Origin of the sequence: Actinopolymorpha pittospori, from assembly GCF_014873875.1 — a bacterium.
In the GTDB taxonomy this organism is placed as follows: Bacteria; Actinomycetota; Actinomycetes; order Propionibacteriales; family Actinopolymorphaceae; genus Actinopolymorpha; species Actinopolymorpha pittospori.
In genome coordinates this window covers 5,245,684-5,264,958 of record NZ_JADBEM010000001.1, presented here as the reverse complement: position 1 = coordinate 5,264,958, position 19,275 = coordinate 5,245,684, and the positions used below count along the sequence as shown (strand labels likewise).

The window sequence follows — 19,275 nt, the reverse complement described above, 5'->3', positions numbered from 1 at the left end:
GAGGGCGTTTCGCCGCGACTGGCAGGAGACGCAGGTGAAGCCTATGTCCGATCAGCACGTGTGCCGGGGGCTCAACGATCCTCGGGGAGCGGGCAGGACTACCCGACACCGGGAGCCGATGGTCCCCGCCCGGAGGCCTGTCCGTACCGGTGATCGTGCGCCGAGCAATGGCGGAGCAAGGTCGACCTGCGATCTCCGACGCGCCACTTGTCGTGCTTTTTCAGCCGCCGCGACGCTGTCGTGGTCGACGGCCTTTCGCAGGGTTCGCGGCTCCGGACATCACGGTGCCCCGGCGAAGGACACCCTTCGCCGGGGCACCGGAGTCCGCCCGTCGCCAGGGCGGGAGTGCGGGAGTGCGGCCCGGCTCGGCCCCCGTCACCGGGCCAGGCCGGTCGGGATCAGCGGTCGGCGAGCCTGATCCGCACCGCGGTGACACCGAGACGCGAGATGGGGGTCACGATGTCGGAGCCATCCACCTCGACCGTCCCGGTCGTGTCCCCGAGGAACGTCGCGCGCGACGCACCCTCGATGCCGAATCCGCACCGCAGCCGCACCGTGACTTCGGTCGTCGCGTAGGACTGCAGGCGGACGAGCAGGTCGGTGGTTGCGGCCGCGGCGTCATCCTCCGCCGGCACGGGCATCACCGCGAGGACCGTGACGCGCGGGTCGTCCACGCCGAGCAGGGACAGCTGCGCCGGTTGGTCGGGACGGGGTTCGGCCTGCCCACACACCCCGACGAGGGGGTGGTCGATCTCGTACGCCGTGCGCAGCGCGAGCGCGTCCGCTCCCAGGTCCTCCCCCGCCCGACGAACCCCGACCGCGTACCGGAACGTCGCCTCGAACGCCTGCTGGGCCGGGAAGTTCGTGTCCCAGAGGTTGTTGTGCACCCAGGAGTAGATCGTTCCGGGCTGGCGCGGAGCGGTGCTGTCCGGGAACGGCGCGTACGGCAACGCGATCGTCTCCGGCTCGACCAGTGGGGCGTCACGCGTCACCCAGCCGACAGCCCCCTCGGCGTCCTCCAGCGAGACGAACGACCGCACCGCACGCATGTGTTGCGGCGCACCGGGCACGTGCTCAAGGCCGGAGCCTGTCAACGCGCCGGAGATCTCGTAGTGGACGGTCGGCTGTTCCATCGCGAAGGGGAAGGAGAGATAGGCGCTCTCCTTCGTCATCGTCGCCGGCTTGTCGAACCGGTTGTCGATCTCCACGTGCGCCGCGTGCCGGCCGAGCTGAACCGTCGTCCGCGCCCAGTTGACACCGTCGGCGGGGTACTCGAAGGTCACCTTCTGCTCGATGGCGTTGTCCACCCGTTCGACCAGCACGGCCGGCTGGGCGAGACGGCGGCTGCCGAGCAGTTCCAGCTCGTCGCTGACCGAGGTGCGGTTGGAGTGGTGGTTGTAGCCACCGGCGGTGGTGTAGGTGTCGTACACGTAGCCGTTGAAGCCCACCACCGCTTCCTGGTCGACGAGTTCCCGACCGGTGGACTTGTCGATGACGCTGGCGATACAGGCCCGCCGCAGGTCGACCTGCACGCGCAGGTGGTCGTTCTCCAGCAGCAGGTCCTTCGCCGTCGGCAGTTCGACCGGGAGCCCGCTCTGGACCTCGGTCTGCGACCCGATCGACAGGCCCGACCGCTCGGCCGACGTGGTGCGGGTCGGCGCCGTCGAGGTCACGTCGAGGCGGACCAGACCGAACGCCGGTACGTCGGGGACCTCGACGCGCAGGAACCGTCCGGCGTCGCGGTGGGTCGGGTTGACCTGCGGCTTCTCGACCGCCGCCAGGGGCGCGCCGGTGCGGCCGTCGGTGACGCTGAGTGGACGGTCCAGTGGCACGCGGCTCTCGCGGACGAAGAGCTTGACGATCGAGGTGCGCGCGGCGGGGGTGGTGTTGACGGCCCAGAAGGTCACGTCCGCACCGTCGGCCTCCGGGAGGACGCCGCCCAGTGTCGCGGACGCCTGGTCCAGGAACGTCTCGGCGTTGTCGTTGCCGTGCAGGGCCTGGCCGTACTTCCAGTGCCACTGCTGCTCACCGGAGTTCATGCCGCTGTCGCCGTGCGTCCAGGAGTTCGACGCGCCCCAGGTGTGCTCGTTGAACAGGGACACGTGGTGGTAGACACTCGCGGCGGAGCCACGGGCGGCCTGCGCCCACTCCGGATGCGGGCTCTTCTCCACCACGGTGGCCAGGCCGTAGAGCGACTCCGCGTCGGTCACCGTTGCCTGCGCACGGCGCACCATCGCCTGCGGGCGCGCACCGGAGCCGACACCCTCGACCCACCAGTCGCCCCAGTCCCCCTCGAAGGCCGGGATCCGGTCACCGAGGCGGGCCTCGGCGTCGCGGAAGAAGTCGGTGTTGGTGGACAGCCGCAGCCGCGGGCTCGCCCACGTCTCGTTCCACCGGCGTACGTTCTCGGCGAGGATCAGGCGCGGCGGCGCGTTGTCACCGAAGTGGCCCTGGACCCGCAGGTGCAGGACGTCCCACGGGTAGGGGTCGCGGTCCTCCACGGCCGGGCCGTGCCAGCCGAACATGCCGGGCGGGAACGGGTACGGCCTGGTCGCGAGCGAGGTGAGGTAGGCCGGCAGCAGGTCGTCGACCATCTCGTAGGAGGTGTCGAAGCCGAGGACCGGGCCCTCCATGTAGGCCAGACCGTGCGGGCTGTCGGTCATCCAGACCAGCACCTCCTTGCCCGAAGGTGCCCGCCACCGGAACAGCCGCGGCAGCCGGGAGCCGCCGTTGACGTTGGGCACCGAGCGGCCGGCCCAGTTGTGGGCCACCGAGAGGTACTTGACGCCGTACTCCCCCAGCGCGTCCGGCAGGCCGGCGACCGCTCCGGGCACGTCCGTCTGCATGGCCGACTGGAAGTCGATGCCGTAGGTCTCGCGTACCTGCCGGGCCAACCGGAACAGCTCGTGCAGTTCCTCGGTGGAGCAGGTGTCGCTGTGCAGGTTGTAGGGCATCGCGGTCAGCTCGATCTGCCCGGCCCGCACCCGCTCGATGAACTCCGCGACGCGCTCCGCCGGCCGTGCGGCCGCCCACTGTTCGAAGGACCACAGTGACTCGACCGCCCACCGGAACCGCGCGTCGTCGGGCCAGTCGTCGGTGGTGCGGGTCAGATCCAGGCAGGAGTCCAGGAACGCCACGTGCTGGCTGAGCACCGTGCCCTGCGGGTCGGTGTAACCGATGTCGAGGTGGGAGTGGTGAACCAGGTGGATGGTCCAGTCGCGGGGCGGCTCGAGCGCGAACTCCAACGTGGCGTGGGTGTCACCGCGGCGCGCCTCGATGCGGACGTCCCGGCGGTCGGGGTCGACCGGCAGCAGCAACCGCACCGAGCCCTCCGGGCCGTCGATCACCTCGACGGGCACCTCACCGTGGCCCGCGACCTGGACCGAGAACCGCCACGCGGTCAGGTCACCGGGATCGCCGTCACCCGCGAACAGGATGCGTACGCTCCGCTGGTCGCCGTTCGGTGAACGTCGGACGAGGTGCTCGGGAAGGGCACGAAGGATGCTGTCGCCGGCGCTCGTCTGCGCGGCCACGGCGAGGTTGACCGTGCCGGCCCGGGCCTTCTCGTGCGACCACGGGTGATCCTTCACCAGAGCTCGGGTGGTCATGTGGGGAACACTTCCTTGATCTCGTTGCGGTCGGGACGCATCGTCGCTGAGTCGGTGCCGTCACCCTTTGGGCCCACCGTCCGTCGGCGCGGACGGCCGACACTCTCAGGAGGTCAGGCGCAGGCTGTTGACGAAGAACCGTTGGAACACGAAGAACAGCACCACCGTCGGCAGGGACACGACCAGCGCACCGGCGAGCACCACCGGTGGGCCGACGGTCGAGTAGCTCCCGCTCAGGTCGGCCAGTGTCGCCATGACCGGCCGTACGTTGGGACTGAGCGACAGCGTGATGCCGAACAGCAGGTCGTTCCAGATCCAGGTGAACTGGAAGATGAACGCCGCGAGCAGCGCGCTGCGGGCGAGCGGCAGATGGATGCGGACGAACATGCGGAACCAGGTGGCACCGTCCAGTTGCGCGGCCTCGGTGATCTCACGCGGCACCGTCGCCATGAAGTTGCGGTTGACGAAGAACGCGAACGGAATCGTCAAGGCGACGTAGACAAGCACCATGCCGTACTGCGTGTCGTAGAGGTTGGTGCGTGCGTAGCCGGTGAACAACGGCGACAGGAACGTCTGCAGCGGAAGCACGGTCCCGAGGAAGATCAGCCAGAACCACAGCCCTGGTCGGCGTACGGGCATGATCACCACGGCGAACGACGCGGCCGCGGCGATCAGCACCGCCACCAGGCCGCCCACCACGGCGAAGATCAACGTGTTGACCATGCCCTGGCCGACGCCCGCGGTGTCGAACGCCGCCTGCACGTTGTCGAGGAAGCCGGCGGAGTCGAACCACCAACGCGGCGTGCCGGTGTAGTTCTTGGTGGGGGTGAACGCGTTCACCACCACGAGCCAGGTCGGGATGAGCCACAAGACGGCCAGGAGCACGACCAGGACATTGCGAACGATCGAGCGGATCATCTCGTTCTCCTCAGCGGGTCCGCAGCGCTCGGCGCAGGTAGAGCCACGACGCGGCGACGACGACCACGGTGAGCACGACCGAGACGGCGGCGCCGTAGCCGTAGCGGTTGAGTGTGAAGGTCTCGCGGTACATCGTCAGTGCCAGCGTTTCCGAGGCCGTTCCCGGGCCGCCCTGGGTGAGCAGCCACACGATGTCGAACGTCTTGAGACTGTTGACGATGGACGTACCGACGACCACGACGGTCATCGGGCGCAGCTGCGGGACGATGACGTACCAGAACAGCCGCAGACCTGTGGCGCCGTCCAGCCGGCCCGCCTCGAGCGTCTCCGTCGGGATGGTCTGCAGGCCGATCAGGAACAGGATCATCGCCGCGCCGGTGCCCTGCCAGGTCGTCACCAGGATCATGGACACGGTGTTGAGCGGCCAGTGCAGCAGCCACTCCTGTTGCCAGGCGCCCAGCCCGACCGCGCGCAGCATCTGGTTGACAGCGCCGTCGGTCTGGAGCAGGAACGTCCACAACAACGCGGTCGCCGATCCGGACAGCGCGTACGGAATCGTCACCGCGGTCCGGGCCACCACACCCCAGGTCACGGAGTTGGTCAACACCGCGAGCCCGAGGCCGATCAGCACCGGCAGCAGCAGCGTTCCGGCCACCCACATGACCGTGTTGAGCAGCGACTGCCCGAAGTTGGGGTCGCTCACCAGGTCGACGTAGTTGCTCAGGCCGACCCAGTGCCGGGTCAGCCCGTTGTCGTTGAAGAAGCTGCGGTAGGCGGTGAACAGGAACGGCAGCACGAGCAGGACACCCACCAGCACGACCGCCGGCAGCAGGAATCCGGCGGCCGCCCAGGAGCGGCGCGGCCGGGGCTCCGACGGGCGTGCCGGGCGGGGTGCGGTGCGCTCGAGGGTGGGCGCGGCGCTTTCGCCGGCGGTCGTCACGAGTTCCACACCTTCCATTCCTTGTCGGCGCGGCGCTGCATGCTGTCCAGCGTCGAGCGGGCGTTCGCGGGCGTCGGGTTGGTCATGAAGGCGCTGAGGTCCTGGACGTTGCCCTCGACCAGCGCCGGCGGCGACGCCTCCCAGTACCTCGTCGCCTGGGCCGGCTGTTGCTCCTTGACGGCGGTCGCGACGTCCCGCACCACGCCGACGTCGGGCACGACCGACGGATCGGCGGAGGTGTCCTTGAGGAAGTTGGAGAAGACCTTCTGCACCGAGGGATCGAGCCAGGAGTCGGCGACGGCCACCGCGGCCGCGTGCTTGTGCGACTTCGCCGCGACGGTCAGGCCCGCGCTCTCCACCACGACCGAGGGCGCTCCACCCGGTGGCGGCGGAAGCAGGAACGCGCCGAGGTCGGCGTCGGACAACCCCGAGGTGAGCAACGACCCGACGGTCCAGGTGGCGTACAGCTGCATCACGGTGGTGCCCTTGGCGAGCTGGCCGGGCAGGGATCCGGCGGACAGGTCCGGTGCGGAGAACGCCTCGCGCCGGTACAGGTCGGCCCACAGGCGCATGGCCTGTTGCGCGACCGGATCGGTGTAGGAGGCCCGGCCGGCCGTCACGTCCTGGTAGTAGCCGTGGTCCAGGCCGTTGACCAGTTGCTGGAACCAGATCAGGGACTCCCACGTCGTGGCGCCACCCGAGGCGATGGGTGTCATACCCGCGCGACGAGCCGCCTCCACCAGGTGGACGAACTCGTCCCAGGTCGTCGGCACGTCGGCCTTCAGCCGGGCAAACGCCTTCTTGCTGTAGAGGATCACGTAGTAGGACTTGTAGAGCGGTACGCCGTACTGCCGTCCCTCGAAGGTGAACGACGTGCGCAACTCGGCGTCGTCCGACCAACCTTCGCGCGCGGCTCGGTCCCATGCCGAGCTGACGTCGGTGAGGATTCCGGCCCGGGCCAGGTCCTGGAGCCGGTAGCCGTTCCACCATTTGATCAGGTCGGAGGTGGAGTCGGTCTGCGCGGACATGCGGACGATCTGCTGGTAGTTGCTGACGTTCGGCACCGACCGCGAGCGGATGTGGTAGCCGACCAGCCGGTGCAACGCGTCCCCGGCCTGGCTGTAACCAGGCCCCCACGTGGCGTTGTCAGTGACGAGGGTCACCACGTCACCTGGCGCCGGCCGCGTCTCAGAACCGCGTGCGCACGAGACGAGAGTGGCGCCCAACCCGGCCACCATGAGTGACAGCGCGGAGCGGCGACTCATGAGGTGGGTGGATTCCGAGGCAGCCGGGAGCAACGGTTCCTCCTGAGACAGGTGATGTTTCAGTGGAGTGAAGTTAACGCTATCTCCACCTTGTGACAAGAGGTTGGCTCGCTAGCATGTCGAGACATGCCTAGGCTTTAGTGAATCGGTAGGCGTTAGTCATAGCCATGACGGGATGAGCTATGGTAACGATAACTTCGCCTCAGAAGGGGTCACCGTGCAGCAAGATGCCGACGGACGCTCGTACGAGCCCAACCCGCGGTACGCACCGGTCGGGACAGACATCCACCACGGGTGGCGCACACCCGTGGCCGAGCTCGGCGACGACGTAGCGGTCCTCGCCGTCGACGGTCCGTGGATCCTCGACTGGGATGCGGTCGTCAAGGGCCTGCTCGACGTGGCACCCGGTGTGACCCTCGTCGACCTTCGTGCTCATCTCGCGTCCTGGGCCACGATCGTCGAACGCACCGACTCCACCGAGCTCACCGGTGACCCGGACTTCGCGAAGCTCGCCGACGGGGACCTGGCAGACCTCTTCGAAGCACTGCCCACCGTGACGCCGACCGACGGCCTGACCGTCGTCTACGGCCCCGGCGCCGCGCTGGTCGAGCATGACGCGCTGTGGTACGCCGACCTGCCGAAGCGCTACGCCGAGGCGGCCATCGGCGCCGGCAGCGCGACGAACCTCGGCCAGCCCGACGACTCCGGCCGCGGCGCCGGCCGCCGGCTGCTCTACATCGACTGGCCGATCCTCGACCGGCATCGTGACGCCATCGCCGCGCGCATCGACCGTTATCTCGACCTGCAGGTCCCCGGCGACCCGGTGTCGCTGGCCGGTGAGTCACTGCGTGCCACCGCCGAACGTTTGGTCCGCCAGCCGTTCCGCACCCGGCCGACGTTCAACACCACTCCGTGGGGAGGCCAGTGGGGTCGCCGCACGCTGGGGTTCAATCCCGAGGCGGTGAACACCGCGTTGGGTTACGAGCTGATCGCCCCGGAGTCCGGTGTCCTGATCGGCACCGCCGAGGGCTCGGTCGAAGTGCCGTTCCAGCTGCTCGTGGCGCTCCACCCAGAACACCTGCTGGGCTCCGACGTCCACGAGATGTTCGGGTTCTCCTTCCCGATCCGGTTCGACTATCTCGACACCGTCGCCGGCGGCAACCTGTCCGTGCACTGCCATCCGCAACCGGACTACATGCGTGAGGTCTTCGGCTGGCCCTACACCCAGCACGAGACCTACTACCTGATGGTCGGTGAGGAACAGAACAAGGTGTTCCTCGGCCTACGGGAGGACATCGACGTCGAACGCTTCCACGAGGAGGCTCACCGCGCCGACCACGACGGCGTCGCGTTCGACATCCAGCGCTACGTCCAGACCTTCCCGGCCACGCCGCACCAGCTGTTCCTCATCCCGGCGGGAACGCCGCACGGCAGCGGCAAGGGCAACGTCGTCCTGGAGATCAGCGCGACGCCCTACCTGTACTCGTTGCGGTTCTACGACTGGCTGCGCCGTGATGCCGCCGACCGCCAGCGCCCGGTCCACGTGGAGCACGCGTTCCGCAACCTCAACACGCAGCGCACCGGCGAGGCCGTTCGACAGGACCTGGTGCAGGAGCCGCGCGCCCTGGTCCGCGCCGACGGCTGGAGCGAGGAGATGATCGGCCAGCTCCCCGAGATGTTCTTCTCCATCCATCGCGTCTCGATCGAGGGCGGGGTGGAGGCGCCGCAGAACACCGCCGATCGGTTCCAGGTCATCAACGTGGTGGAGGGTCCTGGCGTCGTGGTGCGTACGGACGCCGGCGTCGAGCACGTCGTGAACTACGCCGAGACGCTGGTCATCCCGGCGGCCGTGGGTCGGTACACGGTGACCGGCCTCGCCGGCGACACCAGCCGTGTGGTGAAGGCGTACGTCCGGTGAGGGACCTGCTCCGATGACCCACGAACCCGTGCCCGTACTCGAGGTCGGCGGCACCCACGTCACCGCCGCCCTGGTCGATCTCCGCCAGGACGCGCCGGCCGTGACGGCGACGGTGCGTAGGTCGCTGGCCCACGACGAGTCCGCCGCGCAGATCCTCGACGACCTGGCCGAGGCGGCACGCAGCGTTGCCGCCGGGCCGGGTTCGATCTGGGGCGTGGCGGTTCCCGGTCCGTTCGACTACGCGGCAGGTGTGGCGTGGTACCGCGACGTCGGCAAGTTCGACTCGCTGTACGGCGTCGACGTGGGAGCGGAGCTCGCCGAGCGCCTCCCCGGCGCCGGCGGTTTCGCCTTCGTCAACGACGCCGAGGCCTTCACCGGCGGCGAGTGGGCGTTCGGCGTCGCGAGGGGCCATGAACGCGTCGTCGGGATCACCCTCGGCACCGGCATCGGCTCGACCTTCCTGGAGTCGGGCAAGGCGGTCCGGGTCGGGCCCAGCGTCCCTCCCGAAGGTCGGGCCGACCTCGTCCGGTACGCCGACGCTCCGCTGGAGGAGACCATCTCCCGGCGCGCGCTGATCGCCCGCTACGAAGAGCTGACCGGTACGCGGAAGGACGTCGCGGAGCTGGCCGAGCTGGCGCGGTCCGGCGATGCGGTCGCGGAGCGGGTTCTCGACGAGGGCTTCGCGCACCTCGGCAGGGCGCTCGCGCCCTGGTTCGCGAGCTTCGCCGCCGGCGTCGTCGTGGTCGGCGGCTCCATGTCGGCGTCCTGGGACCTGTTCGGCCCGTCGGTACGCCGTGGGATGGTCGAGGCCGTACCAGCACTGGAGGAGCTGCCGATGGCCGTGGCACGGCGACCGGTTCAGGCGCCGCTGCTCGGTGCGGCGCTCACGGCCCACGACGCGGCCCGTCGGTGACCTATTCTCGGACGCACCTGACCCGAGGAGCCATGGTGGAGACAGCCCGAGTTCCGGGGACGCCGACCATTCGCGAGGTCGCCGCCCTGGCGCAGGTGAGCGCCATGACCGTGTCCCGTGTCCTGCGGGGCAGCCCGACGGTCAGCCAGACCAACCGCGAGCGGGTCGAGGCGGCGGTAAAGGTGCTCGGTTATCGGCCGAACGCCGTGGCCCGAAGCCTCCGGCAACGCCATCGCACCGGGACGGTCGGCCTGATCGTGACCAACCTCGGCAACCCGTTCTACGCGGCGCTGGCGTTGGGGATCGAGGCCGAACTCGCCCCGCAGGGCCGCCGGGTGATGCTGACCAACACCGCGGGCGACCCGGCCAGCGAACGCGACGCGGTGGGCGACCTCGCGAGCCGCCAGGTCGAGGGGATCATCCTGGTGCCCGCCGGTCCCACCCAGGCCTACCTCGCGGAGGAGCTTCCTGGCGGCCCACCGGTGGTGATGGTCGGACGACCGCCGAGCGGTATCGACGCCGACTGCGTGCTGGTCGACGACTTCGGCGGCGCGCACGCGGCCACGAACGCGTTGCTGGCCGCTGGTCACCGACGGATCGGATTCCTGGGCAACCCCCCGTCGGTCTACACCGGCTCCGAGCGCTACCGCGGATTCTGTGCCGCGCTGGAGGAGGCGGGCGTTCCGCTGCCCGACGACTACGTCCGACGCGCCCAGCAGGACCTCGCCTCCGCCGAGGCGGCGGCCGACCAGCTTCTCGCCCTGCCCGAACCCCCGACGGCCATCTTCTGCACCAACAACCGCAACACCATCGGCGCCTACCGCGCACTGCGCCGCAACCAGGTGGTGGCCACGATCTCCGGATTCGACGACTTCGAACTCGCCGACGTGCTCACCGTCCCGGTCACGGTGGTCACCTACGACGCCGAATCCCTTGGCCGGCACGCCGCTCGGCTGCTCGCCGGTCGCATGGCCGGAGGCGACGTCGACCAGTCCACCCTGCCACGGCGCATCGTCGTACCCACGACGGTGGTGACCCACGCCGCGCTCCCCAGCGCCGGCACGGCGAGCCGTGGGGTCCGGGCCGAGGCCTGAAGGGTCTGTTTCCCACCGTTTCGGGGATCGCGCGCGCCTACCCCGCGAGCTGGTGCTTCTCCAGCCAGTCGGGATCCCAGTCGGCGCCCAGACCGGGCCGGTCAGGGCAGCGGACGATACCGTCGGCGTCGGGAAACACCGGTGCCCTGAAACCGACCTGGAATCCGTCCGGGTTCCAGTAACCGGGGTCGTCCATGACCTCGAGGTACTTGCGGGCACCCATCGCCGCCTGCATGTGCAGGGCGACGAGCATCCCGACTCCGCCCTTGCCGTGGTGGAAGGCCACCGGCAGTCCCGCGGCATCCGCGAAGCTGGCGACCTTCAGCAGCGTCGTCGGGGTCCCGGACGTCACCGGGTCAGGCTGCAGGATGTTGTAGAGCCCGCCCTGGAGCACCTGCCAGAACTGCTGGAGGCCGCGCTTTCCTTCACCCCCGGAGATCGGCAGGTCGGCCTCGGCCGCCAACCGCCTGCTCTCGTCGACCATCGCGTACGACAGCGGTTCCTCCAGCCAGCCGACGTTCAGCTCGGCCAGGCCGCGGGCGGTGTCGAGGGCGCGTTGCAGAGTCCAGGCCCGAGGGTCGTCCGGACGACGACCCGCCTGGTTGGCGTCGACCAGGATGTCCATCTGGTCGCCGACCGCGCTGCGGCAGGCGGCCACGAGTTCCAGGTCCTTGTCGATCGTGTCCTCACTCAGGCGGAGCTTCACCGCTCGATACCCCCTGGCCAGGTATCGTCGACAGTCCTCGCCGCGCTCCGCCGGGGTCTTTCCGTAGTGCACCGTGCTTGCATAGGCGACGACCCGGTCGTCGCGTCCTCCCCACAACTCACACAGCGGTTTGCCGAGCGCCTTGCCGATGATGTCCCAGAGTGCGATCTCGATGAAATAGAACCGGCCTGGTGCGCCCACGTTGCCGAGCAGTCGCGAGTGGGCCTCCAGGTCGAACACGGAGCGGCCGACGAGATGCGGCGCCACGTGAGTTCGGACCGCCTCGGCGGTCATGGGGATGGAGTCCCAGTCACCGTCGAGGGCGAGCCCCCAGATGCCGGCATCCGTTTCGATCCGTACCGCGAGATAGTCGCGGGTGTGATGGACGCTACGACTCCATGGCGTCACCAGTCCCTGTCCCATCGGGACACCACGGACATCACTCGCGCGGACGTCGGTGATCACCAGAGGTGCTGCTCCCATGCGCCTTCGCTCCTATCCAAAACGGTGGACACGTCGCTACTGCGGGGGCCAGACCAAGACCTGTGTGTTCGGATTCGCGTTGCTACCCGTCGAAATAGTACTGACCGGGCTTTCGGCGGAGCTCAGGATCGTGCCAGGGCAAGAGCCCGGAGCTATCTCCGCGGGTGTCCCGCTGACCTGTGACCCACCGCCCACAGATGGAGATGTCGACGCGACGGTGAGCGTCGTCCCCAGCGAGACTCACTGACGCCCGCCTCCGCGCCCGCGGTGACCGTCTCCTCGCCGCGTTTCTCGTCGCTGTAGACCATCAGCGTCGAACCCGCCAACGCCAACACGATGCCGATGCCACCAAGGGCCGACGGCAACGTCCGGTACACCGCCAGGGACAGGATGACGGTGAGAACCGGCGCGAGCGCGTTGGTGACGGGCGACACGACCGTGGCCTTGCCGCGGCTGAGCGCCATGACCAGGAACAACGCGCCGATCGCGTTGAGCACCTGGGTACCGGCGGTCAGCGCGGGCGCCTGCCACGGGGCGTTGCCGGGGAAGCCGCCCATCATCACGAAGGCGACCGGTATCAGCAGCAGCCCGCTGATCGTCATCCAACCGAACGTCGTCGCGTCGTTGACGCCGAGCGTCGCGGCCTTCCGCATGAAGTAGGCCTGCGCTCCCCACGCCACGCACACGATGATCGCCATCACCAACCAGGGCCCGGACGCCGCCGAACCCCCTCCCCCGGCCGGAATGCTGAGCAGCACGATCGCGGCGAGGGCGGCGACCAACCCCACGACGGCGAGGCGTCCGATGCGTTCGCGCAGGAAGGCCAACGCCGTGAGGACGGTGACGGCCGGAGACAGCGAGACCACCGGGAAGATCAGGTACGCCGGCCGATTGGCGAGTGCGTTGAACAGGAGCAACTGGCCGCCCGCACCGGTGAGCCCGGCGAGCAGTCCGTACGTCGCGGCGACGGGCCGACGGTCGAAACGGTGACCACGCAGGGCGAAGAACGCCGGAACCAGCATGGTGAGCGACCAGATGACGTAGACCATCCCGTCGGGGTAGCCGAACCTCGCGTGCGGCTCGTTGGAGAACGCTCCCCAGACGCCCCAGAACACAACCAGCAGCGCCCCGTACAGAATCCAGCTGTGCTTGGCGGTTGCCGTGGTCGTGGTGCCCGTCGTGGTCGCCTCCTCAGTTCCCCCCGGACGTGTCGACGGAGGCCAGGCGATCCAGTGCCGTCTGGTCGAGTGGGGTGCCGGCGAGCTTCGCGGCATAGAGCGCGGCGCCGATGACCGGCTCGTACAGCGGATGCCGGAGTTCGTAGGCGCCCGCCCGCTTCTCCAGTTCGCGGGAGAACGACTCGCGCACGATGGGGGCGGAGAAGATCCCGCCGGAGTAGGAGACCGCCACGACCGCCTCCGCCGCGAAGCCGACCCGGTTCCTGGTGACGTCCACGTGCTGGGCGAGTTCGGCGCCGGCGTCGGAAAGGATCCTCGTCGCGGTCGCGTCGCCGAGTTCGGCCGCCTCGTTGACGAGCCGGCTCAGCGCCGCGATCTCGGGCCGGCCGCCCTGCCACTGGTTGTGGACGACGTCGATCGCGTCGAGGTCCGAGCTCAGCTTCAGGTGCCGGCGGAAGACCTCGGCGAGCGGACCTTCGGCCAGCCGGCCGTCGCTCATCCTGCTGAAGGCGTTCAGGCCGCGGATCGCCACCCAGTACGCCGAGCCCTCGTCGCCGAAGATCTCACCCCAACCGCCGGTGCGGACCCCCTTACCGTCCTTCTCGCCGTAGCAGATCGAACCGGTCCCGCCGACGACGTTGATGCCGTCCGCCGCTCCGAGTGACCCCGCCCACCCGCAGACCATGTCGTTGTCGCAGGCGTAGCGGTCGTGGCCCAACACCGCCCGCGGCGCCGCGTCCAGTGCCGGGAGGTCGGCCGCCGCCTCGCCGTAGCCCGCGAGTCCGAAGAAGGCGTAGGAGATCTGCGCGGGCGCGATGCCCGCGTCGGCGCACACGGCCTGGATGCCCTCGGCGAGGACGCGTTCGACCAGGCCCACACCTTCGGGGAAGTAGTAGCTCCCCGCGGTGCGGGCCTGCCCCAGAACGGCACCTGCCGAATCGACGAGACAGAACGCTGTCTTGGTTCCCCCGCCGTCGACTCCCAGGAACATCGTGCACCTCCGTCGGCGTCCACATCGGCGCCGCTGTCGAGTTGTCGTCAACGATCTCGCCGGCGGCCAGGTGTCCGCGGCGACGGATCACCGGCCCGCGAGCCGGTAACCAGCTCGGCTCAGGCTCTGAGCCGGTGCAGCGTCACGCCCTGCACCACCCGGTTGACCTCACCCGAGGGGAACGGGTTGTCCGGGGTCAGGCCGAGGCCCAGCGACGCGTACAGGCCGATGAGCTGGGCACAGACGATCGCGGGAAGCGCCAGCGCGGCATCGTCCACGTCCTCGAGGCCCTCGAGCAGCCAGGTGCTCTCCTCCGGCAGCCCGGCCGTGCTCGCCGCGACGGTGACGACGCCACCCGGCCGGGCTCCCTCGAGCAGCTCGGCAACGATGTCAAGGTCGTATTGACGGGTGTAGGGATCATTGGAGACGTACGTGATCACGACCGTGTTGTCGTTACGGATCGCCTTCGGACCGTGCCGGAATCCGAGGGAGGACTCCGAGGTCGCGACGATCTGACCGGCGGTGAGTTCGAGGACCTTCAGCGCCGACTCCGCCGCGAGCCCGCGCAGGGCCCCGCTGCCGAGGTAGACGAGGCGCTCCGGTGCCTGGTCGACCAGCGTGTGCGCCTTCGCGTCGACCGTGGCCAGCACCCGCTCGGCGGCGGCGGCCAGCCGGTCGCCCAGCCCGTCGTAGCTCGTGCCGCCCAACGTCAGCAGCGCCGCGAGCGTCATGCAGGTGAAGCTCGACGTCATCGCGAAGCCCTCGTCGTTGGACTCCGCCGGCAGCAACAGCACCTGGGACTTCGGGCGCTCGGCGTGGGTGCGCGCGAGATGGCCCGCCGAGTTGCAGGTGATCACGAGGTGGTGGCACTCGGACAGGCACTGCTCGGCGAGTTCCGTGGTCGCCACGCTCTCCGGGCTGTCACCCGAACGCGCGAAGGACACGAGCAGGGTGGGCACGTCCTGCGCGAACGACCCGTGCGGGTCGGCCACGATGTCGGTGGTCGCGATCGCCTCGACGCGACGTCCGAGCCGCCGAGCCAGCGTCGTCGCCAGGATCTGGCCGACGTGGTGCGACGTTCCCGCGCCGGCGAGGACGACCCGGAGGTTCTCGTGAGCGACCAGCGGAGCGAGGAACTCCTCGAGCGAGGCACGCCGCGCGGAGACGAGACGTTCGACCTCCCGCCACAGCCTGGGCTGCTGGGCGATCTCACGGGTCGTGGCTTCGGCCCCGGCACCTCGCGAGGCTGTTCCGGTGGAGCTGGTCACAGGTTCTCCCCTTGCTGAGGGTGGGACGCACGGTCGTACGCACGCAGGACGTCGCGGACTCGGTCGATCGCCAGGGCCCGCGGTTCGACGGCGAGCTCTCCGCGACGGACGCGGGTGTACTGGTCGGGCAGGTGCGCGCTGAGCAGCGGCAAGGGGATGTCCCGCGCCGTGAGGTTGTCCAGCAGCTTCCGGTGCGCCTTGTCGATCTCCGGATCGGGCCAGTAGTAGCGCATCCGGTCGCTGTAGCTGTAGCGGCGGGCGATCCGTTGCTCGTCCGCGTCACCGCCGTAGTAGCCCTCCCACCGTCCGGGCTCGGCGAGCATCCGCTGCTCGACGACCTCGGGCAGCCGGGACCGGTCGGCCTCGGGCAGGAGTTCGTCCTCGATCGCGGCGAGCGCGAACAACGCTTCGCGAAGCGCGAAGGTCAGGCCGGGCCCGACCTTGAGGACCGCCCAGTGATCCTCGACCAGGGCGGTGAGCGCCTCGATCGTCTGGTAGTCGGTGGAGTGCGCCTCGAAGACCATGTCGGGCTCGGCGTCGAGGACCGTGCGCAACTCCTGCGTCTGGTCCCGGAGGTAGTCGACGACCTGCAGGTGGTCGAACTCCACGCCGGGCTGGACGACGAGAGCCAGCACGCGCGACCAGACCTCCTGCAGGCCATGCTCGGCGAACGCCTGGCGGTGGCGTTCGACGGTGGCCCGCGCCGCGCTCGGGGTGGTGGGCGCCAGCCCGCCCTCGATCTCGTGGGCGGCGCCACCCGGCACGGGTACTTCCGTGCCGATGACGTAGCGGATCCCGGCGGCCTTCTCCCCCGCGGTCCGCTCGGCCACCTCGATCAGTCGGGCGGCGCGTTCGGCGACGATGTCGTCCGTCAGCGGTGTCGGGTCGTCGGCACAGGAGAAGCTGCAGTCCATGTGGATCTTGGTGAAGCCGGCCTCGACGTAGGCCGCCACGAGAGCCTCCGCCTCCACCATCGCCTCTTCGGCGGGTCGGGCGCGCCAGGTGTTGGGGCCCAGGTGGTCGCCACCCAGGACGACCCGGTCGAGCGGCAGGCCGTGCTGCTGCGCGATCTCATGCACGAGGTCGCGGAAGTCGGCCGGACGCAGTCCGGTGTATCCGCCGTACTGGTCGACCTGGTTGGAAGTCGCCTCGATCAGGACGAAGCCGCCGGTCTCCCGCGCCTGCAGGACGGCGGCCTCGATGACGAGCGGATGTGCGGAACAAACGGAAGGGATGCCGAGGGGCTGACCGGACTTCTGGTGGTGGATGACTTCATCCAGCGGGCTTCGCGTGATGCACCTCTTCCATCGTCCCAGGGCATCGTCACTGGCCCCAGCGGCTTACTGGCATGATACTGGTCTTAATTCTAAGCCGTCAAAGCCGCCTCTTGGTATGGTTCTGGTATGCATCAATCGGACATTCCTCCTCTCCCGCAGGGGCTCCTGGGCGACGTCGCGCTGCCGTTGTACGCCCAGGTCGCCGCGCGGCTGTGGGCCGACATGGCCGCGGGTGGAGCGAAGCCGGGAGACCGGTTGCCGTCCGAACGCACCCTCGCGGCACAGTACGGCGTGTCCCGGGTGACGATGCGTGCCGCGCTCGCCGACCTCGCCGCCCGCGGCCGAGTGGAGTCCTCCGCCGCCCGCGGCTGGTTCGTGGCCCAGGCCGACGAGGAGCCGGTCGACGGCCCCGGCGACGGCGCGACCTCCACCCGACCGCGGCACACGGTGCGGGGCTTCGCCGACTACGCGGTCGAACAGGGACTGCGGGTCCGCACCAGGATCCTCTCCTCCAGCACCCGCCCCGCCACCGTCGCCGAGGCGGAGACGTTGCGGATCGGTCCCGGCGCCGAACTCTTCGAGATGCGCCGGCTGCGTTACCTCGAGGACCTGGTCGTCGTCCTCGAGCACAACCGGCTCCCCCTGGCCCTGTGCCCCGACCTCGCGACCACCGACTTCACCACCGCCTCGCTCTACGCGACGCTGCGCAACGCGGAACCGCCACAGTTCCCCCGCGTCGCGGACTACTCGGTCGAGGCTCGGCAACCGCTGCGGGAGGAAGCTGAGTTCCTGGAACTCACCGAAGCGACCCCCGTCCTAGTGGCCCAGCAACTGGCCTTCAACCAGGACGGAAGACCCCTGGAGCTGACGGTGGCGATCTACCGTGGCGACCGCTACCGGTTCCGCGCCTCCATCACCGACTGAACCGACACCTCACCTGACCTCCTCCACGTGCCAGGAGGTCGTCCGGCGCCCTGGACCACCCGAGCCGAGACGCGGCTTTCGGACTTCCTATACTGCGACGTTCGATATTCATGCTCCGTCGTCCAGGAAGGGGTGGGATGGATCCACTGGAAGACGTGCTGTCCTTGCTCGGCACGACCAGCCACCTCTCGACCGGCCTGATCGCCGGCGGACACTGGGCACTGCGGTTCCCCCCGCCATCCGGAGTGAAGTTCAACACCGTCCGCCGCGGCCAGTGCTACGTGAGGATCGAAGGACTCGACGAAGCGATCGCTCTGCGTGAGGGCGACTGCTTCCTCCTCACCCATCCGCGGGCGTTCTCGCTGTGCTCCGATCTCGATCTCACGCCGGTCGACGCGCAGCCGATCTTCGAGGCGGCCGAGGGCGGCATGGCGCGTACCGGAGAAGGCGAGGACGTCGCCCTGATAGGAGGACGGTTCTCCTTCGAAGACCGCGCCCGGGTGCTGTTGCTCGACGCTCTGCCGCCTGTCATCCACGTCCCCGCCGGCACCCCGGAGGCCGCGAGCATGCAGTGGGCACTGACCCAGATCGAGTCGGAGCTTCGGACCAGATCGGTCGCCGCGAACCTCGTGGCCGAACATCTCGCCCTCGTCATGCTGATCCATGTCCTGCGCCTGCACCTGGCGAGCGAACCAGGATCGGTCAGCGGATGGCTCACCGGACTCTCCGACCCGGTGGTCGCGACCGCCCTGAACGCGATGCACGCCGACCCCGCCCGTCCCTGGAGCGTCGAGCAACTCGCGCGGGTCAGTGCCGTCTCACGCTCGACGCTCGCGGCCCGCTTCAAGTCCGCGGTGGGCACCGGACCACTCGAATACCTCACCGGGTGGCGGATCGAACTCGCTTCCCACCGCCTGCGGCACGGCAACGACACCCTCGGCGCGATCGCGCAGGCCATCGGTTACAGCTCCGAGAGCGCGCTGAGCAACGCGTTCAAGCGCGTCACCGGCGCCTCGCCGCGCACCTATCGACAGCAACACGCTCACAGCGGGTGAGAGAACACCCACGCGCCGCCGATTGGCCAACGGCGAGAGCGGATGCGACCCTCGTGCGAAGGCCACCGCCGGACGTCGAACGGACGTCCGGCGCACGTACGTCCGGATCGGCGCACGACCGCGAGGTCCGCGCCGGGCACGACCTGACGCTGGAGCGCACTCCGTGATCGAACCCGCACCTGTCTCCCCGCCACCAGACGACCCGGCCGCGCAGCGCCACGCCGACATGACGGTCCGTGCGGTGGAGGGGCAGGCCATGCTCGACGCCGAGGGAATCGGCAGGTCCGCCTACATCGTGCGCCCGCACCTGCAGGGCACGATGCTGGAGATCCGGCTCCACCGGGAGCGGGAACTCGAGCACCGCAAGGCCCTGGCTGCCCGCGTCAAGGCCTGCTTCGACGCCGCCGGGTGGCGGGTCGGGAACTTCCCCGAGACGATCCTTCCCGATCTCGCTGGCGGCTACTGGGTTCGGCTTCGCCCTGGCACCCGGCACTCCTGAGGGGCGGCGACGGGCGACGTGAGCCGCCGCCGCGTCACCGCATCGCTCGGCCCTGGCGGTGACCGCTTGTGGACCTGACGGACGCGATGAGTGAGCGAACTGATCTATCATCGTGGCGACTTCGACCCTGCGTGGCATCTCGTTCACGGGCCGCGCGCCACGCTCGACTCCATCTCCGACCTGTCTCCTTCTCACCGCCGCGGATCGACAGGACCGGGCCAAGACAAGGAGACCGAGA

Annotated in this window: 15 protein-coding genes; 6 read left to right on the top strand and 9 right to left on the bottom strand. The window is 69.5% G+C overall.

Annotated elements, in window-relative coordinates; all coding sequences use genetic code 11:
- Positions 1 to 398: 398 nt before the first annotated feature.
- From HEB94_RS24765 to HEB94_RS24750, 4 genes are all read right to left on the bottom strand, one after another.
- The gene (locus tag HEB94_RS24765; protein WP_192752108.1) at positions 399 to 3,608 is read right to left on the bottom strand and encodes a glycoside hydrolase family 38 N-terminal domain-containing protein; all 3,210 of its coding nucleotides are present in this window, start codon (positions 3,606 to 3,608) and stop codon (positions 399 to 401) included.
- A gap of 105 nt (positions 3,609 to 3,713) precedes the next feature.
- Complete coding sequence (locus HEB94_RS24760) at positions 3,714 to 4,526, bottom strand: carbohydrate ABC transporter permease (RefSeq protein ID WP_192752107.1); 813 nt, start codon at positions 4,524 to 4,526, stop codon at positions 3,714 to 3,716.
- Between the two features lie 10 nt (positions 4,527 to 4,536).
- The gene (locus tag HEB94_RS24755) at positions 4,537 to 5,475 is read right to left on the bottom strand and encodes a carbohydrate ABC transporter permease (RefSeq protein WP_337917982.1); all 939 of its coding nucleotides are present in this window, start codon (positions 5,473 to 5,475) and stop codon (positions 4,537 to 4,539) included.
- On the bottom strand, positions 5,463 to 6,629 hold the full coding sequence (locus HEB94_RS24750) for an extracellular solute-binding protein (RefSeq protein ID WP_192752105.1): 1,167 nt from the start codon (positions 6,627 to 6,629) through the stop codon (positions 5,463 to 5,465). The genes HEB94_RS24755 and HEB94_RS24750 overlap by 13 nt, the downstream gene beginning before the upstream one ends.
- 277 nt (positions 6,630 to 6,906) lie before the next feature.
- Between HEB94_RS24750 and HEB94_RS24745 the strand changes: the two genes are divergently transcribed.
- The 3 genes from HEB94_RS24745 to HEB94_RS24735 are packed head-to-tail and all read left to right on the top strand — an operon-like array spanning position 6,907 to position 10,656.
- A complete protein-coding gene (locus tag HEB94_RS24745) occupies positions 6,907 to 8,649 on the top strand; it encodes a class I mannose-6-phosphate isomerase (protein ID WP_202896525.1) in 1,743 nt (580 codons plus the stop codon).
- Positions 8,650 to 8,662: 13 nt separating this feature from the next.
- Complete coding sequence (locus HEB94_RS24740) at positions 8,663 to 9,562, top strand: ROK family protein (protein WP_192752104.1); 900 nt, start codon at positions 8,663 to 8,665, stop codon at positions 9,560 to 9,562.
- 32 nt (positions 9,563 to 9,594) lie between these two features.
- Positions 9,595 to 10,656, top strand: a complete 1,062-nt coding sequence (locus HEB94_RS24735) for a LacI family DNA-binding transcriptional regulator (RefSeq protein ID WP_192752103.1) — start codon at positions 9,595 to 9,597, stop codon at positions 10,654 to 10,656.
- A 37-nt stretch (positions 10,657 to 10,693) separates the two neighbouring features.
- Here the strand turns inward: HEB94_RS24735 and HEB94_RS24730 are convergent, their stop codons facing one another.
- From HEB94_RS24730 to HEB94_RS24710, 5 genes are all read right to left on the bottom strand, one after another.
- On the bottom strand, positions 10,694 to 11,845 hold the full coding sequence (locus HEB94_RS24730) for a mandelate racemase/muconate lactonizing enzyme family protein (protein ID WP_192752102.1): 1,152 nt from the start codon (positions 11,843 to 11,845) through the stop codon (positions 10,694 to 10,696).
- A 152-nt stretch (positions 11,846 to 11,997) separates the two neighbouring features.
- On the bottom strand, positions 11,998 to 13,119 hold the full coding sequence (locus tag HEB94_RS24725) for a DMT family transporter (RefSeq protein ID WP_192752101.1): 1,122 nt from the start codon (positions 13,117 to 13,119) through the stop codon (positions 11,998 to 12,000).
- Positions 13,037 to 14,014 (bottom strand): N-acetylglucosamine kinase, encoded by a 978-nt coding sequence (locus tag HEB94_RS24720; protein ID WP_192752100.1) that lies wholly within the window; start codon positions 14,012 to 14,014, stop codon positions 13,037 to 13,039. The genes HEB94_RS24725 and HEB94_RS24720 overlap by 83 nt, the downstream gene beginning before the upstream one ends.
- 119 nt (positions 14,015 to 14,133) lie before the next feature.
- Positions 14,134 to 15,282 carry an SIS domain-containing protein gene (locus HEB94_RS24715; protein WP_192752099.1) on the bottom strand — a complete coding sequence of 383 codons (1,149 nt, stop codon included), beginning with the start codon at positions 15,280 to 15,282 and terminating at the stop codon, positions 14,134 to 14,136.
- A complete protein-coding gene (locus tag HEB94_RS24710; RefSeq protein ID WP_337918552.1) occupies positions 15,279 to 16,517 on the bottom strand; it encodes a D-tagatose-bisphosphate aldolase, class II, non-catalytic subunit in 1,239 nt (412 codons plus the stop codon). Before HEB94_RS24710 ends, HEB94_RS24715 begins: the two co-directional genes overlap by 4 nt.
- Before the next feature lie 168 nt (positions 16,518 to 16,685).
- Between HEB94_RS24710 and HEB94_RS24705 the strand changes: the two genes are divergently transcribed.
- The 3 genes from HEB94_RS24705 to HEB94_RS24695 all read left to right on the top strand — a co-directional run bounded on the left by HEB94_RS24705 (position 16,686) and on the right by HEB94_RS24695 (position 19,037).
- Positions 16,686 to 17,483 (top strand): GntR family transcriptional regulator, encoded by a 798-nt coding sequence (locus HEB94_RS24705; RefSeq protein WP_192752098.1) that lies wholly within the window; start codon positions 16,686 to 16,688, stop codon positions 17,481 to 17,483.
- Between the two features lie 137 nt (positions 17,484 to 17,620).
- A complete protein-coding gene (locus HEB94_RS24700) occupies positions 17,621 to 18,538 on the top strand; it encodes an AraC family transcriptional regulator (protein WP_192752097.1) in 918 nt (305 codons plus the stop codon).
- 163 nt (positions 18,539 to 18,701) lie between these two features.
- Positions 18,702 to 19,037, top strand: coding sequence for a hypothetical protein (locus HEB94_RS24695; RefSeq protein WP_192752096.1), 336 nt, complete (start codon positions 18,702 to 18,704; stop codon positions 19,035 to 19,037).
- The last annotated feature ends 238 nt before the right edge of the window (positions 19,038 to 19,275 follow it).

Excerpts from the sequence above, each read along its gene's own strand:
- HEB94_RS24765 (WP_192752108.1), bottom strand. The coding sequence starts at position 3,608 with ATGACCACCCGAGCTCTGGTGAAGGATCACCCGTGGTCGCACGAGAAG.
- HEB94_RS24760 (WP_192752107.1), bottom strand. The coding sequence starts at position 4,526 with ATGATCCGCTCGATCGTTCGCAATGTCCTGGTCGTGCTCCTGGCCGTC.
- HEB94_RS24745 (WP_202896525.1), top strand. The coding sequence starts at position 6,907 with ATGAGCTATGGTAACGATAACTTCGCCTCAGAAGGGGTCACCGTGCAG.
- HEB94_RS24740 (WP_192752104.1), top strand. The coding sequence starts at position 8,663 with ATGACCCACGAACCCGTGCCCGTACTCGAGGTCGGCGGCACCCACGTC.
- HEB94_RS24735 (WP_192752103.1), top strand. The coding sequence starts at position 9,595 with ATGGTGGAGACAGCCCGAGTTCCGGGGACGCCGACCATTCGCGAGGTC.
- HEB94_RS24730 (WP_192752102.1), bottom strand. The coding sequence starts at position 11,845 with ATGGGAGCAGCACCTCTGGTGATCACCGACGTCCGCGCGAGTGATGTC.
- HEB94_RS24725 (WP_192752101.1), bottom strand. The coding sequence starts at position 13,119 with ATGCCGCGAAGCTCGCCGGCACCCCACTCGACCAGACGGCACTGGATC.
- HEB94_RS24720 (WP_192752100.1), bottom strand. The coding sequence starts at position 14,014 with ATGTTCCTGGGAGTCGACGGCGGGGGAACCAAGACAGCGTTCTGTCTC.
- HEB94_RS24705 (WP_192752098.1), top strand. The coding sequence starts at position 16,686 with ATGCATCAATCGGACATTCCTCCTCTCCCGCAGGGGCTCCTGGGCGAC.
- HEB94_RS24700 (WP_192752097.1), top strand. The coding sequence starts at position 17,621 with ATGGATCCACTGGAAGACGTGCTGTCCTTGCTCGGCACGACCAGCCAC.